Annotated in this window: 17 protein-coding genes and 1 riboswitch; of the genes, 12 read left to right on the top strand and 5 right to left on the bottom strand. The window is 47.6% G+C overall.

The genetic code is table 11. The features are described 5' to 3' along the window. Window positions 1-358 precede the first annotated feature (358 nt). The 3 genes from DXN05_RS13530 to DXN05_RS13520 all read right to left on the bottom strand — a co-directional run bounded on the left by DXN05_RS13530 (window position 359) and on the right by DXN05_RS13520 (window position 3,348). On the bottom strand, window positions 359-766 hold the full coding sequence (locus DXN05_RS13530; protein WP_116847799.1) for a hypothetical protein: 408 nt from the start codon (window positions 764-766) through the stop codon (window positions 359-361). Between the two features lie 198 nt (window positions 767-964). Then, window positions 965-1,957 carry an aldo/keto reductase gene (locus DXN05_RS13525; protein WP_116847972.1) on the bottom strand — a complete coding sequence of 331 codons (993 nt, stop codon included), beginning with the start codon at window positions 1,955-1,957 and terminating at the stop codon, window positions 965-967. A 260-nt stretch (window positions 1,958-2,217) separates the two neighbouring features. Next, complete coding sequence (locus tag DXN05_RS13520) at window positions 2,218-3,348, bottom strand: homogentisate 1,2-dioxygenase (RefSeq protein ID WP_245975207.1); 1,131 nt, start codon at window positions 3,346-3,348, stop codon at window positions 2,218-2,220. A gap of 269 nt (window positions 3,349-3,617) precedes the next feature. Here DXN05_RS13520 and DXN05_RS13510 point away from each other — a divergent pair, with 269 nt between their 5' ends. The 3 genes from DXN05_RS13510 to DXN05_RS13500 are packed head-to-tail and all read left to right on the top strand — an operon-like array spanning window position 3,618 to window position 4,997. After that, window positions 3,618-4,088 (top strand): DinB family protein, encoded by a 471-nt coding sequence (locus tag DXN05_RS13510; protein ID WP_116847797.1) that lies wholly within the window; start codon window positions 3,618-3,620, stop codon window positions 4,086-4,088. 6 nt (window positions 4,089-4,094) lie between these two features. Next, a complete protein-coding gene (locus DXN05_RS13505; RefSeq protein WP_116847796.1) occupies window positions 4,095-4,502 on the top strand; it encodes an NUDIX hydrolase in 408 nt (135 codons plus the stop codon). After that, window positions 4,503-4,997 (top strand): metallophosphoesterase family protein, encoded by a 495-nt coding sequence (locus DXN05_RS13500; protein ID WP_116847795.1) that lies wholly within the window; start codon window positions 4,503-4,505, stop codon window positions 4,995-4,997. It abuts the gene before it with no gap. Between the two features lie 220 nt (window positions 4,998-5,217). Here DXN05_RS13500 and DXN05_RS13495 read toward each other — a convergent pair whose 3' ends face one another. Both DXN05_RS13495 and DXN05_RS13490 read right to left on the bottom strand, forming a co-directional pair. Continuing rightward, the gene (locus DXN05_RS13495) at window positions 5,218-6,855 is read right to left on the bottom strand and encodes a M28 family metallopeptidase (RefSeq protein WP_116847970.1); all 1,638 of its coding nucleotides are present in this window, start codon (window positions 6,853-6,855) and stop codon (window positions 5,218-5,220) included. Between the two features lie 101 nt (window positions 6,856-6,956). Then, a complete protein-coding gene (locus tag DXN05_RS13490) occupies window positions 6,957-7,415 on the bottom strand; it encodes a hypothetical protein (protein ID WP_116847794.1) in 459 nt (152 codons plus the stop codon). Between the two features lie 283 nt (window positions 7,416-7,698). Between DXN05_RS13490 and DXN05_RS13485 the strand changes: the two genes are divergently transcribed. The 9 genes from DXN05_RS13485 to DXN05_RS13445 all read left to right on the top strand — a co-directional run bounded on the left by DXN05_RS13485 (window position 7,699) and on the right by DXN05_RS13445 (window position 15,013). Further along, the gene (locus DXN05_RS13485) at window positions 7,699-8,517 is read left to right on the top strand and encodes a tetratricopeptide repeat protein (protein WP_158559243.1); all 819 of its coding nucleotides are present in this window, start codon (window positions 7,699-7,701) and stop codon (window positions 8,515-8,517) included. Window positions 8,518-8,628: 111 nt separating this feature from the next. After that, complete coding sequence (gene rpe, locus DXN05_RS13480) at window positions 8,629-9,276, top strand: ribulose-phosphate 3-epimerase (protein ID WP_116847792.1); 648 nt, start codon at window positions 8,629-8,631, stop codon at window positions 9,274-9,276. A 231-nt stretch (window positions 9,277-9,507) separates the two neighbouring features. Next, window positions 9,508-10,521 (top strand): PhoH family protein, encoded by a 1,014-nt coding sequence (locus DXN05_RS13475; RefSeq protein WP_116847791.1) that lies wholly within the window; start codon window positions 9,508-9,510, stop codon window positions 10,519-10,521. Then, a complete protein-coding gene (locus DXN05_RS13470; protein ID WP_116847790.1) occupies window positions 10,514-11,215 on the top strand; it encodes a YiiX/YebB-like N1pC/P60 family cysteine hydrolase in 702 nt (233 codons plus the stop codon). Before DXN05_RS13475 ends, DXN05_RS13470 begins: the two co-directional genes overlap by 8 nt. A gap of 46 nt (window positions 11,216-11,261) precedes the next feature. Continuing rightward, window positions 11,262-11,657 (top strand): nuclear transport factor 2 family protein, encoded by a 396-nt coding sequence (locus DXN05_RS13465; protein WP_158559242.1) that lies wholly within the window; start codon window positions 11,262-11,264, stop codon window positions 11,655-11,657. Between the two features lie 36 nt (window positions 11,658-11,693). Beyond that, window positions 11,694-12,095: a DUF4878 domain-containing protein gene (locus DXN05_RS13460; RefSeq protein ID WP_116847788.1), complete on the top strand. Its 402-nt coding sequence runs from the start codon at window positions 11,694-11,696 to the stop codon at window positions 12,093-12,095. Between the two features lie 55 nt (window positions 12,096-12,150). Further along, window positions 12,151-12,222, top strand: a riboswitch (Fluoride riboswitch). 21 nt (window positions 12,223-12,243) lie between these two features. Further along, window positions 12,244-13,527, top strand: coding sequence for a voltage-gated chloride channel family protein (locus DXN05_RS13455; RefSeq protein WP_116847787.1), 1,284 nt, complete (start codon window positions 12,244-12,246; stop codon window positions 13,525-13,527). A 55-nt stretch (window positions 13,528-13,582) separates the two neighbouring features. Further along, window positions 13,583-14,128 carry an inorganic diphosphatase gene (locus DXN05_RS13450; protein ID WP_116847786.1) on the top strand — a complete coding sequence of 182 codons (546 nt, stop codon included), beginning with the start codon at window positions 13,583-13,585 and terminating at the stop codon, window positions 14,126-14,128. A gap of 42 nt (window positions 14,129-14,170) precedes the next feature. Then, window positions 14,171-15,013, top strand: coding sequence for a sulfite exporter TauE/SafE family protein (locus DXN05_RS13445; protein ID WP_116847785.1), 843 nt, complete (start codon window positions 14,171-14,173; stop codon window positions 15,011-15,013). Window positions 15,014-15,015 lie beyond the last annotated feature (2 nt).

The raw sequence follows: 15,015 nt of genomic DNA, 5'->3' as shown, positions 1-15,015 counted from the left end.
GCATCGCGCTGAAAAGAAAACAAAACATTTATCCGGAGAAATAACTGTTGCACATGCATAAATAGGCAACACGCCGGGCTGTTTGTATGCAGGCGCCAGCACAAATAGGAAGAGAAGTGTTAGTTGAAGAAACGGTAAAATTCCGCTCATATGCAACTGTCTTTCTAAGGATTATGGGTTATGGTTTCTATATCGAAGATAGATGGTGAAACAATGACAAGCAACTATTTTTAACGTTTTTATTGAAAAAAGATTCAATGCATAAACGTTAACCTAAAAAAAGGGCACGTTCCCGGAGGAAAATGCCCTTTTCACGAAATATTGATATGATACTAATTTAACATGACGAATGATACGATTATACCATTACATCGCGGGTTAAATGAATTTTCGTCATCTGCAGGTAGTGGTTTTGCAGCTGGTGAATATAGTGCACATTGGGCTGGTACCTTTTGTCTTCCCGGTACCAGATCTCAATGGCCGAAAAATCATCCTTTTTCGCAATCAATAAACGAAAAGACCCCTTTTTATATTTTACAGAACCGTCTTCCTTTTCTTCTTTTTCAAAATTCAGCGACCGCAAACTCTCGTCGCTGAGCGGAATGGGGTATAAATGCTGCGGTTCGTACCAAAATTCCTGTACATCGGTTTCCACAGCCACCTGTTTCTGGTCACCGTCTACGCGGGTTACTTCACCCATACGCTGTTGGCCTTCATACTCTGCAAGTACAAAATCGCCGGCTTTGAGTTCCTGAATTCTGATCATATAGCAATGTTTTTATTGTACATTAATTTACTACATGCTATCCAGCATTCCAATGGTATGCCTGAAATTTAATCCGAAGAAAAATGGTGTTACGGTTTTATTGTTTGATGGCCCTGTGTTCCACACGCATTGTTCCGCAAAAAAGGCTGCAATCCGGTTATCCCGGCCTGCAGCCTTTTCATGGCTTCCCTCCGCCTGCTAAGTAAGCTGCAGACCAGATAATTTGTTATTAATGTATTGAATTTCTTCCGATTTCAGCTGCAATTCCCCTGCCCTGGCATTCTGTATAGCCTGCGAAGCATCGCGCGCGCCTACCAATGCTACGGTAATACCCGGCTGCGCTATCGTCCACGCAATCACCAGCTGGGCCAGCGTCGCGTTTTTGGTTTCTGCCATCGGCCGCAGTTCGTCCAGGAAGCGGTTAATGGCTTTTATATTGCCTTCCGTGTAAAACCGGTTGCCCTCACGCGTATCCCCTTCGCCAAATTGATGACCGGGTTTTATTTTACCCGTAAGCAAACCACGCTGTAACGGACTGTAGGCAATCACCGATTTCTGGTTGGCTATACAATAAGGCAGCACTTCTTTTTCAATATCGCGCAGTACCATGCTGTAGGGTACCTGGTTAGATGCCAGCGACAAAGTGTTTTCCGCTGTTTTCATCTGGTCTGCCGAATAGTTACATACACCTGCAGCCCTTATTTTACCCTGCTCTTCCAGGCGCAGAATGGCTTCCATGGTTTCATCGATGGGCGTGGTATTGTCTGCCCAGTGTATCTGGTACAGGTCAATATAATCTGTACCCAGGCGGCGCAGGCTATTTTCACATTCTTCTATAATACTTTCCTTGCCTGCATAGCGGTATACCTGGATATCATTACCTGCATTGTCCTTGCTGTCGAAAAAGAATTCGCCTTTTTTTAGGTCCCAGCGCAGGCCGTATTTGGTCATAATCTGCACCCTGTCGCGCGGGATGGATTTCAATGCTTCACCAATAATTTCTTCGCTCAAGCCCTGCCCGTAAGCCGGTGCAGTATCAATGCCGGTAACGCCATTGCTGACAGATGCATGAATGGCATCCAGCGCATCTTTGCGTTCTGCACCGCCCCACATCCACCCGCCAATGGCCCATGCGCCAAAAGTAACAGCCGATGTTTTTACCGCAGTTTCGCCCAATAACCTGTATTCCATAATTGATTGTTTGATGGTTGTCAAAAAAAACATCCTGCGCAAAATTGCAGGATGTTGTAACAACAGAAAAAATTTTAAGTTCAGGATCACGGCGGCAATTGGCTTCAGGCTGCAGCTACGGGTACTTGGTGCGGGAATCGAGGTGAAGGTTGACACTTCGGTGAGGACACCTCGTGGGCATCAAATGTCCATCGTACCCGCTCAGATAGTCTCGACTGTCGATGCCCGATGCCTTTCCTACTCACGCCTCACGCCTATCGCTATTCCGCCCAGCTCATCGTATACCCCTCATTCTCTATCGCCAGCGCCTCTATTGTTAGCTGCAGCGGATGAAACGTATCTACCATCACCGCCAGCTCTTTCGTTTCCTTTGCGCCAATGCTTTTTTCCACGCTGCCCGGGTGCGGACCATGCGGTATGCCGCCCGGGTGAAGGGTAATCATGCCGCGGGTCACATTTTTGCGGCTCATAAAATCACCATCTACATAATACAGCAGTTCATCACTGTCAATATTGCTGTGGTTGTAAGGTGCAGGAATGGACAAAGGATGGTAATCAAACAGGCGCGGTACAAAACTGCACACCACGAAATTATTGCCTTCAAACGTCTGGTGCACGGGTGGCGGCTGGTGTACGCGGCCGGTAATGGGTTCAAAATCGTGAATGCTGAAAGCAAAGGGATAACAGCAGCCATCCCAGCCTATCACATCAAAAGGATGATGACCGTAATGAATATGGTACATGCGCCCTTTCTTTTTGGTCTTGATCAGGAAGTCGCCTTTTTCATCAACCGTGTTCAGTTGCTGCGGCGTGCGTATATCGCGCTCGCAATAAGGTGAATGCTCCAGCAGCTGCCCCCATTTACTTACATACCGTTTGGGGTAGCGGATGGGACTGAAGCTCTCCACAATAAACAGGCGGTTTATATCACCATCAAAATGCAGCTGGTAAATACAGCCGCGCGGAATCACCAGGTAATCGCCATAGGCAAAAGACAACTCACCGTATTGTGTTAACAGCTTGCCGCTGCCCTCGTGCACAAACAGCATTTCATCGGCATCGGCATTTTTATAGAAATAATCTTTCAGTGAATGCGAAGGTGCGGCCAGTACAATATGGCAATCATTGTTCACCAGCACCGGGACACGGCTTTTTAAAAAATCAGCATGCGGTTGTATTTTAAAGCCCTCAAAGCTGCGGTGTTTCAGCATTTTTTCTTCAGCAATATTGGGCATTACATCATAAGGCGCTTCGGTGCGGATAATGCGTGTAGGCGGATGGCAATGATACAGCAGGGAGTAATCGCTGCTGAAACCTTCGGTGCTGAATAACTGTTCGGCATACAAACTGCCGTCTGGCTTGCGAAACTGGGTATGACGTTTGTGCGGCATACTTCCTGCACTTACATAATGTGGCATGGTAAAAATCATTGAATAGATGGAAAGATGATTGAATGGTAAAATGGCTGCATGGTTTACAGGCGCAGACAGGAATATATTTCTGTGTAAAAAGCGCGCAGCCCCATGTTTGCAGCTAATGACTTTCTTCAAGCGTCATCAGCAGGAAAACATATTTCCAGCGCCGCTTATCTATCCAATAGGTGAAATTGCGGAAGTATGGCATATTATTGTACAATCGTAGCACTAATGTAACAAATATTATGGAGAACTCACAGCAAATGCGTTTGCTGCACCAGCCCGGCAGTTTATTGGTTAGCCTGCAGCACAGCACAGAGCAGCAATTGTTTACCCGCCCTGCTGAAGGCAAATGGAGCATTTTCGATAACCTGGCGCACCTGGGCCGTTACCAGCAGATATTCAAGGAAAGAATAGAACTGATACTCACCGGCAGCGAACCACAGTTTGCACGTTATGTGGCAGAAGAAGACCCGGAATTTGCCCGCTGGCAACACAAATCGCCCGATGAATTGCTACAGGACATGCAGAGCGAGCGCTTTGATCTCAACCATTTTTTGTCTTCATTAACCGATGAACAGCAGCAACTGAAAGGCAGTCACCCGGTATACGGTAACCTGACCATTGAAGACTGGATTGAATTTTTCCTGCTGCACGAAGCACACCATTTTCTAACCATTTTTAAACTGGCCGCAAACCTGCGCGGCGCAAAATAACCGGAGATGAAAACAATTCATTGCGCCGGCCTCATTGTAATACAAAACCGCCGGCTGCTGCTGGCTTTCAGCAACAACAAACAGGCCTGGTACCTGCCCGGCGGCAAAATAGATGCCGGTGAAACTGCCCTGCAGGCCATGCAGCGCGAAGTAATGGAAGAACTGAACATGCAGCTGCCGGAAGACAGCCTGCAATATTACATGCATGTTACCGCACCTGCATTTGGCGAAAAAGACAACCTGGTAATGGAACAGGATTGTTTTATACACGAGTTGCAGCAAACACCGCAGCCATCTGCAGAAATAGGCGCCATCCAATTTTTTGACCATGCCACCTACCTCAAAGAACCACACCAGGTACCTGGTGTGCTCATGGTTTTTGAACAATTACGTGCAGATAAACTGGTTGACTAAATGACTAAAATAGGATTGATCGCAGATACCCACAGCTACCTGGATGAAGCAGTATTTACCCACTTCGCCAATGTAGATGAAATATGGCATGCCGGTGATTTCGGCACTATAGAACTGGCCAATGCATTAAAGGCCTTTAAACCCCTGCGTGGCGTGTACGGCAACATCGACGGGCAGGATATACGCCTGCAATACCCCGAACAATTGCTGTTTACCTGTGAGCAGGTGAAGGTATGCATGATACACATAGGCGGCCACCCGGCACGTTATGAACCCGGTGTGCGTGCCTTGCTGCAGAAAGAAAAACCGCAGCTCTTCATCAGCGGCCATTCACATATTCTGAAAGTGCAGTACGATGCCAAACTCAGCTGCCTGCACATGAACCCCGGCGCAGCCGGTAAACAGGGCTGGCACAAAGTACGTACCCTCATCCGTTTTGAAATAGACGGCGCAGAAATGAAGAACTGCGAAGTAATAGAGCTGGGTAAACGTTAGCCGAGTTCATTGTGTTAGGGAAGAAAAGTTCAAAAGTTTCATCGTTCAAATGTTCAATTAAAGGAAAGTTCAAAAGTTTCATTGTTCAAATGTTCAATTACCAATTCCCGCAAACCCATATAAATTGAACTATTGAACCTCCTGAACTATTGAACCTCCTGAACTATCGAACCTCTTAAAACTATCAAACGTTAAACTTGAAACATTAAACCTTCAAACACTATTGCCTCTCCCGAACCGCCTTAAACTCCGATCCCGGTTTCCATTGCGGGAAACTGGTTTCATTGGTTAAGCGGTAGCCTACGTTGAACAGCAGTTGTGCATCCTGCACAATGCCCGTCATATCCCAATCGGCTTTAAACTCGTCGCCGGGTGCATGGTAGCGGTTTTTGTTATACTCTTCCAGTTGCTGTTTGCCCCATTCTTCGCCATGTGCAACAGACTGCTGCCCATTCTCAGTGTACAGGGCAGGTATCCCTACTTTTGCAAAATTGAAATGGTCTGACCGGAAATAATGTCCTGCAGCCGGATCAGGATCCTGGCGTATCACGCGCCCCTGCTGCGCTGCAGCCTGTTGTGCATAATCGTCCAGCTCACTCTGCCCATAACCAATCACCACAATATCTTTCATTTTGCCAAACGGCTGCAGTACATCGATATTAATATCTGCCACTGTTTTTTTCACCGGCACCACCGGGTGTGTAGCATAATATTCTGAACCAAGCAAGCCCTGTTCTTCTGCAGTAACCGCGGCAAACAATACAGAACGTGCGGGTTTCTTTTTCAATTTGGTAAAGGCAGCAGCCATTTCCAGCAGTGCAGCGGTACCGGTGGCATTATCGCCTGCTCCGTTGTAAATGGAATCGCCGTTTACTTTTTCTCCAACACCCAGGTGATCCCAGTGTGCAGAGTAAATAAGGTATTCGTCTTTTTTGCTGTCACCGGGCCATACAGCCAGTACATTGTGCGAAACAGATTTTTTGATGGTATTGTGTATTACCAGCGAAGTGGTAATGCCCAGCTCAACCGGTTTAAACCCTTTGCGGCCTGCCTGTTGCAACAGGCTGTCTGGTTTGCCGGCCAGCTGAAACAGTTTTTTTGCGGCATCAGTCGTCATCCACCCTTCCATTACCGCGCGGGACATATTGTTGTCCTCTGCCTGCAGGTATAGTTTAGAGCCTGTCCATCCGCTGCGGATAACACCCCATGGATAACTGGCGGGTTTGGTATCATGAATAATCATCAACCCTGTGGCGCCCTGGCGGGCAGCTTCTTCAAACTTGTAGGTCCACCGGCCGTAGTAAGTCATGTTTTTGCCCCGGAACAGTGTGCTGTCGTTAAAACCCGGATCATTTACCATCACCACCACAGTCTTGCCTTTTACATCCAGTCCTGCATAATCATTCCAGTTATATTCCGGCGCAATAATGCCGTAACCGGCAAATACCAGCGGTGAATTGTTCACGCTTACTTCATCCTGTACACGGCGTGTAGCGGCAACATAGTCATCGGGGTAGTTCAGCGTAACCGATCCGGTTTTACCCTTCACTACCAGTGCACCTGCAGGTTTGGAGAAAATATCCACCATCGGCACATCCTGGAAATAACTGCCGCCATTACCGGGTTGTAATCCCAGCTGTTTAAACTGCTGTTCCAGGTAATGAATGGTTTTGTCTTCACCGGGTGTAAACGGTTTGCGGCCTTCAAACGAATCAGATGCCAGTGTTTGAATATACCTGGCAAATCCTGTATCGGTAATAGCGGCAGCTGCCTGCTGCACATCGGTTTGTTGCGGCTTGCTGCTGCAACCTGCAGCAGTGGCAGCCAGTATGGCGATGAATAAATAAATGGTACGCATCTTTAAATATACATAGTTTATAAAAAAAGGTGTGCTCTTCTTTACAGGAGCACACCTTTTAAATATAGTTACATGGTGCAATTGCCGGATGGCTGTGATGCTTACATCGAAGGCCACAATGCCCTGCCGATGGCTTCACGTCCGGGCCATGGAATGGTAGCCAGGATAATGATCAGGGCAACCAGGAACAGGATCGCACTTTTCCTGTGTTTTTTAGCGTCGGGCAGATTCTTTTTGGCAACACCTTTACCGATGGTGATAAGTACGATGGCCACCAGCATACCAAAAGGATGTTCTACCAGGTAAAAACGCCAGAATGCATCTTTCATTACATTGGTACCAGCAGGCACATTCAGCCAGCCAAAACGGCCGAAGATAACCTGGTACAAACCCAGCAGCAAAGTAATGTGTGCGGAGATCATTAAAAACAGGCCCAGTTTTTTATCCTGTGCTGTAAATGGTTTGCTGGCATTGGCAAAATGGCGCACAATATTGGCCAGCAACAGAATTAAAATCACCCAGCGTAATAAACTGTGCAGGTATACAGATGCAAGATACATAGCGTGTTTTATTAAAGTGAAGAATGCGCAAAGTAAGCACACAAAACACAAATATCCAAAGAATGCACATGAGCGGCAAAGCCGCAAACATAGGGACAGCCAAACGCCGGTGCCGGTGTTCCCACCGCAACAAACCTTCGCTCTTTAAGGAATGCTTCGCTCCGGCCTATTCACGGTTGACTATTCACTATTCACCGGCTTTTGCTTTCATTCACTGGCTTTACACAGCCCAAAGCTAACAGCTAAAAGCTATCCGCTATCTGCTATTCCCTACCTTTGCCGCATGAAGCTATTCAACCGTTTAATGTTACTGTCCCTGGCTGCCTGTGCCATGGCCTGTAACCAGCAGGGAAATTCGAAAAACGATCATAAAAAAACTGCCGGCGAACAATTCTCGCCACTCCTAAAAGAACTGCAGCAACAGGTACAACTGCACCCGGATAGTGCCGGCGTTCGCCTGCGCCTCGCCACTGTGCTCGACAGCATCGGTGATTTTAAACAGGCCCTCAGGCAAATGGACAGCCTGATTGCAAAGGATACCGCTAATTACGGATTGCTGTTTACCAGGGCACAGATATTTGAAGATGCCGGCGATACCACAGCTGCCATGCAGGCATACGATCATGCCATTAAAATATATCCTTCGCCCGATGCTGTACTGGCACTGGCCAACCTGCTGGCAGAAAAGAAAAACCCGCAGGCCCTGCAATTATGCGGGCAGGTGCAGCAAATGCGCATGGGACGCGAGTACGATGCACATTGCGCTTTTATTGCCGGCGTGTTTTATGCGCGTTCAGGCAAACATGATGAGGCGCTGAAAGCCTTTGATGCCTGCATCGCCGACAACTATACCTACATGGAGGCGTATATTGAAAAAGGACTGGTATACTTTGATCAGAAAAAATACGATGAAGCGCTGAAGATATTTGTGTTTGCCTCGAAGGTGAACAACCTGTATGCAGATGCTTATTATTACCAGGCACGCGCCTTTGAAATGATGGGTAATAAAGACAGTGCCACCCTGCGCTACCAGCAATCGCTGAGCCTCGATAAAAACCTGTCTGCCGCGCACGAAGGTTTAAAACGGATAGGCGCCGAGTAAACAGAATCACTGTAAAAAACGTTTAACTTCACATTCACTGCAAACAACAACTGCCATGCCCCGGAAACCGGCGTTGGCATTGTTTGCGGCAGCAAGCTAAATTTTATTTCTATGCCCATTATCGCCCCCTCATTCCTGGCCAGCAATTTTCTTCAGCTCGGAGATGCCTGCAACATGGTTAATAACAGTGCAGCTGAATGGTTTCACCTCGATGTAATGGATGGCCGCTTTGTACCAAACATCAGCTTTGGTATGCCGGTAATTGAACACATCCGTAAAACAACCACCAAAATATGCGATGTACACCTCATGATAGAAGAGCCGGAGAAATACGTGGAAGATTTTAAGAAGGCCGGTGCAGACGTGATCACCGTTCATTTTGAAGCCTGCCGCCATTTGCATCGCAATATTCAGCAGATCAAAAATCTTGGCATCAAAGCAGGTGTAGCCATTAATCCACATACACCGGTACATTTTTTAGAAGACATTATCGGCTATGCCGACATGATATTGGTTATGAGTGTGAATCCCGGTTTCGGCGGACAAAAATTCATTCCCCATACTTTAACCAAGCTGCAGCAACTGAAGCAACTGATCACCGAAGCAAAGGCCAATGTGTTGATTGAAGTAGATGGTGGCATTTCGCTGGACAATGCAGCTGCCATAGTTGCAGCCGGGGCCGACGTATTGGTAGCAGGCAGTGCTATTTTTAATGCACCCGATCCTGCTGCTGTAATTCAGCAACTAAAGAATATATAACAAAAATATACGAGCAAATGAACCGGTAGCCGGCAACGCAACGCGAAATATAACAGGTATTTAATACGTGCAATTGTTGTCCCCGCTATCGGTTTTTTCGTTCTCGTTTTCAATGACTTTCCCACAAGCTGTGTATAACCTGTCATAGGAATATGCGTGTTGAAAGGTTAAATTTGGAATAGAAGTTGCCTCGTATTAGTGTACCCTTTTCCTCACCAAAAAGATGAAGCATTGACAGAGACTATTATCAACCTCGACACAGTGAATCCGATAGAATTCTTTGGTGTCAACAACAAAAAGCTTGATCTGTTAAAGAAGAAATTCCCGCTGCTGAAAATCCTCTCCCGTGGTACGCAAATTAAGCTAAGCGGCGCACCTGAACAGATTGAGAACGCAAAGGAAAAAATCGACCTGATCATCCAGTACATGGAACGCAACGGCGATTTAAGCGAAAACTATTTTGAACAAATTCTTGGCGGTGACGATGCTGAAACCATCGATCATTTTGTAGACCGCAATCCCAACGACATTCTGGTATTTGGCCCCAACGGTAAAACCGTGCGCGCCCGTACAGCCAACCAGAAAAGAATGGTCACTGCAGCCGATAAAAATGATATCGTGTTCGCTATCGGACCAGCCGGTACAGGTAAAACCTATACTGCAGTAGCACTCGCAGTACGGGCCCTGAAAAACAAACTGGTAAAGAAAATCATTCTCACCCGTCCCGCGGTGGAAGCAGGTGAAAGCCTGGGCTTCTTACCCGGTGACCTCAAAGAAAAAATCGATCCTTATCTGCGCCCGCTGTACGATGCGCTCGATGATATGATACCGGCCGACAAACTGGGTTATTACATGAGCACACGTACCATTGAAATTGCCCCGCTGGCGTATATGCGTGGCCGTACGCTCGACAATGCCTTTATCATTCTCGATGAGGCACAGAATGCGAACGACCTGCAGCTGAAAATGTTTTTAACACGTATTGGCGCCAATGCCAAAGCCATTATCACGGGCGACCCTACCCAGATTGACCTGCCTAAAAACCAGCGCAGCGGCCTGGAAAAAGCTACCCGCATTTTGCGTAATGTAGATGGCATCGCACACATTGAACTCGACGAAGAAGACGTAGTAAGGCATAAACTGGTAAAAGCAATTATCAAAGCGTACGAACGCGAAAAGGAAAGAGAAGAAGCCCGCATGCCGCAGCAACAGCAGCACTACGGCCACCACAACAACAATGGTTAAATCATTAGCCTGTAATACACGTACCAACAAGAGGCTGCAGTTTTGCTGCCTCTTGTTGTTTATAGCCGCCGCCTGCAGCTGCGGCCGCAATAACGGCAATGCCCCATCCCCTTTACAGCAGCAATTACAACAGCTTACCCGTACCCGCGTTGTGCATGCTGCAGCTGCCGTTCACAACGCAGCGTTGCTGTTGCAGCCCGGCGATATCATTACCCGCACCGGCACTGATTTCACCAGCGAAAGCCTGCGGCGGCTTTGCCGCAGGGACAATACCTACTCACACTGCGGTATTGTAAACATCGAAAACGACAGCATTGTAGTGTACCACGCACTTGGCGGCGAAACCAGTGCCAACCAGCAACTCAAACGTGAACCACTCGCCGTGTTCTGCAACGGCAACAGCAACAAAGGCTTTGGCATTTTCCGCATGCCGCTTACACCTGCTGTTTACCATCGTGTAGACAGTATGGTTCATGCCTGTTATGCTGCCGGGCTGCCATTTGACATGGCTTTTGACCTGCATACCGACGATAAAATGTACTGCTCCGAATTTGTGTACAAAACTTTTTCACGCGCCTTTGGCAACCCGCACCTGTTCACCACCACTACCACCGGTTCACTGCAATATGCAGGGGTAGATGATATTTTTCTGCAACCTTCCTGCACTGCCGTGGCACGTTACAAATATGATTAGCGTAACTTACCGCCGTTATTTACCCTGGTCACAAAACCAATCAACCATGAAACGCTTATTACCGCTGCTGCTGGTATTGTTCAGCTGCTCAGCCAAACATGCCGGCCCCAAAGAAGTCACCGCCCGTTTTTTTGAAGCCCTGGCAAAAGAACAGTTTGCCGAAGCACGCCAATATGCCACAGCTGAAAGCGCTTCGCTGCTGAACCTGATGAGTGAAGCTGCCAAACAGAAAAAAGACAGCGCCGCACATCCGCCCAAAAATGATCCCTTTGAAGTAACCAACGTAGTGATCACCGGCGAAACCGCCACTGCGCAGGTCGTTCCGTCTGATAAAACGGCCACCCTCACCGTTCACCTCAAAAAAGAAAACGGCGACTGGAAAGTGGCATTCGACAAAAACAGCATCCTGCCTATGATAATGGATGCCGCCCCAAAGCCTTAAGCTTGTATTTTTGCGGAAAGGAAACAACCAGGAAGAATGAAAAAGATGCTCATTGGGATTTTTGTATTGCTTGCAGTAACATCGTGCGGCGGCGAAAAATTTGAGCCCGCAGACAATGCGCTGGATGCAGGCCGTTTTTTTATTGAAGGCTGCTTAAAAGGAGATTTTGACAAAGCCGCATTTTATATTTTGCCCGATGATGTAAACCGGCAGGATTTAAACCAGCTGCAGAAACATTACAAAGAAAACGGTAAGGCCAAAAATGCGGAATACAAAAAAGCTTCCATCTACATCAACAACCTGGAAGAACTCAACGATTCCACCACCGTAATCAATTACGCCAATTCGTACGATAAAATTGCCCGCAAACTGCGTGTGATACGCAAGGGCACCAACTGGCAGGTTGATTTGAAATACACCTTCAACGGTAACCTGTAAGTGTTACCGGGTACCAGCGCCGTGTGGTATCCGGTAATTCATTATTTTTGCCCAAGACTGAAAGGGAAATGGTGTCTTCCCTACCCAAACCGTTCTGCACAACAGAGCTGATGGCGCCTGCAAAACAAATCATTGAAATTTTGTAGGTATGCGCATGCTCAACACCCCGCTTTCTTTACGTTTATTTATTGCTTTATTCCGCTGGACACTGCTGGCCATTCCTGTTGCCATTGCAACCGGATCTGCTGTAGCCCTGTTTTTATGGCTGCTCGATGTGGTAACCCGCATAAGATGGGCGCACGAATGGCTGCTGTTTTTGTTACCTGCAGCCGGTATTGCCATTTACTTTTTGTATCAGCTCTGGGGCAAAAACAGTGAAAAAGGCAATAACCTTATCATCGATGAAATTCATGAGCCCGGCGGCGGTGTACCCAAACGCATGGCGCCGCTGGTATTGCTAAGCACGCTTATTACCCATTTGTTTGGCGGTTCTGCAGGCCGCGAAGGTACTGCTGTTCAAATGGGCGGCAGTATTGCCGGCATGTTTGGCAAATGGTTCAGGCTCACTGAAAATGATTTACAAATACTGCTCATGGCCGGTATTGCAGCCGGTTTTGGTGCCGTGTTCGGCACACCGCTTACCGGTACCATCTTTGCCATGGAAGTGCTTACTGTTGGTAAATTAAGCTACAAAGCCCTGCTGCCCTGCCTGGTAGCCAGCATTGCAGGCGATTTTACCTGCGCGGCCTGGGGCTTGCATCATACCCAATACCATATTCATTTTCATACTGCCCCATTTCAACTGGCCGGCCTTAACCTGCCGCTGAGCCCCTTGCTGCTGGTATACGTAATCGGCGCAGGTGCAGCCTTTGGTTTTACCGCCTACCTGTTTGCAGAAAGCGTGCATCGCTTTAAGCAGCTGTTCAACCGGTATGTGCGCCCGGCCTGGCTGGTGCCTGTTGCAGGCGGCTGCCTGGTAATAGTCCTGCGTTTTATACTGAACACACCCGATTATTTAGGGCTTGGCGTAACCAGCAATCATGCCGGCGGCGTATCGCTTGTTAATGCTTTTACGGCCGGTGGCGCAGATAGTTTTAGCTGGTTGTGGAAATTGCTGTTTACGGCCATTACCCTGGGCAGCGGTTTTAAAGGCGGCGAGGTAACCCCCTTGTTTTTTATTGGTGCTACCCTGGGCAATACCCTGGCCATACTGCTGCATGCACCGGTTGATTTGTTTGCAGCACTGGGTTTTATCGCCGTTTTTGCAGGAGCTACCAATACCCCGCTGGCCTGCACGGTAATGGGTGTTGAGCTGTTTGGCGGAGAACATATTGTATATTTTGCTATAGCATGCTTTACAGCCTATTTTTTCAGCGGGGACAGCAGTATTTACAGCGCACAACGCAAAGGCATTCCCAAACTGTTTCATTAATCGCCGCCGGGTTTGAAGTTTAGCCATTACCTTTGCGCACAAATTGTTATAGCAAATGACGAACGTATTACATCCATGGCATGGCGTTCCATATGGGGATGATGCACCTAAAATTGTAAATGCTGTTATTGAAATTCCACAGGGTTCAAGGGCTAAATATGAAATTGATAAGGCATCCGGTTTGCTTAAATTAGACAGGGTGATTTATTCTTCTTTCTATTACCCCTGTAATTACGGTTTTATTCCTCAAACTTACGGCGACGATAAAGATCCGCTGGATATCCTGGTTATTACCTCACTCCCCGTACAGGCAATGACTTTGATGGAAGCCAAAGTAATCGGCGTTATGCAGATGATCGACAGCGGCGATGGTGATGATAAAATTATTGCAGTAGCTGCCAACGACCCCAGCGTTAACCACTACAACAACATTGAAGAAATTCCCCAGCACTTCAAAAACGAGCTGAAACATTTCTTTGAAGAATACAAAACACTCGAAAACAAAACCGTTAAGGTAGAAGAATTCGAAGGTGCCGCTAAAGCACACAAAATCATTGAAGAAGCCATCGCTTCTTACAAAACATTGATGAACACGAAATAATTTCCGGAGCGGAGCAAGCAAAAAAGCCGGTCACAGGGGCCTATGTCATTACTTCTTTTTACGTTGGTTATTCTGCTGGCATCTTATGTGGCAGGTTTGCTGGGTGCCATTACAGGGCTTGGCGGCGGTGTTATTATCATTCCCGTGTTCACGCTGGCGTTGCATATCGATCTGCGTTATGCCATCGGCACTTCACTGGTTACCGCTATCGCCACCTCATCGGGCTCAGCCATTGCTTATGTAAAAGAGGGTATTTCAAATATACGGGTGGGCATGTTTCTCGAAATAGCCACCACCACCGGTGCCATTTGCGGCGCTGCGCTGGCCATGTATATTCCTACCTACATCATAGCCATTATTTTCGGTGTGGTTTTGCTTGCTACCGTTTTGCTGTCGCTGCGCAAACATGCAGCCAGCGATACAGGCGATAACACGCCCAATAAACTGGCCGCCAGGTTACGGTTAAACAGTACCTATCCTGCTGCAAACGGGCAGCAGATACCTTACACTGTACACCGTGTGCCCGGCGGCTTTTTTATGATGCTGATTGCAGGCACCATCTCGGGCCTGCTGGGTATTGGTTCGGGTGCTTTAAAAGTAGTAGCCATGGATACCATGATGAAGCTGCCTTTTAAAGTAAGCACCACTACCAGCAATTTCATGATTGGCGTTACTGCCGCCGCCAGTGCCGTTGTGTACTTTCAGCGCGGTTATATTGATCCGGGATTAAGTATGCCTGTAGTGCTGGGCGTGCTGGCTGGCGCATTCACCGGCACCCGCGTACTCACCAGGGTAAGCACCCAATCGTTGAAAATTGTATTTGCCATTGTAGTGGGTTTGCTTTCCCTGCAAATGATCTACAACGGTGTTATGCACAAACTGTAGCC

It is taken from the genome of Deminuibacter soli, assembly GCF_003412455.1.
Lineage (GTDB): Bacteria > Bacteroidota > Bacteroidia > Chitinophagales > Chitinophagaceae > Deminuibacter > Deminuibacter soli.
This window is presented reverse-complemented; position numbering and strand designations above follow the sequence as displayed.

Excerpts from the sequence above, each read along its gene's own strand:
- DXN05_RS13530 (WP_116847799.1), bottom strand. The coding sequence starts at position 766 with ATGATCAGAATTCAGGAACTCAAAGCCGGCGATTTTGTACTTGCAGAG.
- DXN05_RS13520 (WP_245975207.1), bottom strand. The coding sequence starts at position 3,348 with ATGCCGCACAAACGTCATACCCAGTTTCGCAAGCCAGACGGCAGTTTG.
- DXN05_RS13495 (WP_116847970.1), bottom strand. The coding sequence starts at position 6,855 with ATGCGTACCATTTATTTATTCATCGCCATACTGGCTGCCACTGCTGCA.
- DXN05_RS13485 (WP_158559243.1), top strand. The coding sequence starts at position 7,699 with ATGAAGCTATTCAACCGTTTAATGTTACTGTCCCTGGCTGCCTGTGCC.
- DXN05_RS13505 (WP_116847796.1), top strand. The coding sequence starts at position 4,095 with ATGAAAACAATTCATTGCGCCGGCCTCATTGTAATACAAAACCGCCGG.
- DXN05_RS13450 (WP_116847786.1), top strand. The coding sequence starts at position 13,583 with ATGACGAACGTATTACATCCATGGCATGGCGTTCCATATGGGGATGAT.
- rpe (WP_116847792.1), top strand. The coding sequence starts at position 8,629 with ATGCCCATTATCGCCCCCTCATTCCTGGCCAGCAATTTTCTTCAGCTC.
- DXN05_RS13510 (WP_116847797.1), top strand. The coding sequence starts at position 3,618 with ATGGAGAACTCACAGCAAATGCGTTTGCTGCACCAGCCCGGCAGTTTA.
- DXN05_RS13525 (WP_116847972.1), bottom strand. The coding sequence starts at position 1,957 with ATGGAATACAGGTTATTGGGCGAAACTGCGGTAAAAACATCGGCTGTT.
- DXN05_RS13460 (WP_116847788.1), top strand. The coding sequence starts at position 11,694 with ATGAAAAAGATGCTCATTGGGATTTTTGTATTGCTTGCAGTAACATCG.
- DXN05_RS13500 (WP_116847795.1), top strand. The coding sequence starts at position 4,503 with ATGACTAAAATAGGATTGATCGCAGATACCCACAGCTACCTGGATGAA.
- DXN05_RS13445 (WP_116847785.1), top strand. The coding sequence starts at position 14,171 with ATGTCATTACTTCTTTTTACGTTGGTTATTCTGCTGGCATCTTATGTG.
- DXN05_RS13470 (WP_116847790.1), top strand. The coding sequence starts at position 10,514 with ATGGTTAAATCATTAGCCTGTAATACACGTACCAACAAGAGGCTGCAG.
- DXN05_RS13490 (WP_116847794.1), bottom strand. The coding sequence starts at position 7,415 with ATGTATCTTGCATCTGTATACCTGCACAGTTTATTACGCTGGGTGATT.
- DXN05_RS13465 (WP_158559242.1), top strand. The coding sequence starts at position 11,262 with ATGAAACGCTTATTACCGCTGCTGCTGGTATTGTTCAGCTGCTCAGCC.
- DXN05_RS13455 (WP_116847787.1), top strand. The coding sequence starts at position 12,244 with ATGCGCATGCTCAACACCCCGCTTTCTTTACGTTTATTTATTGCTTTA.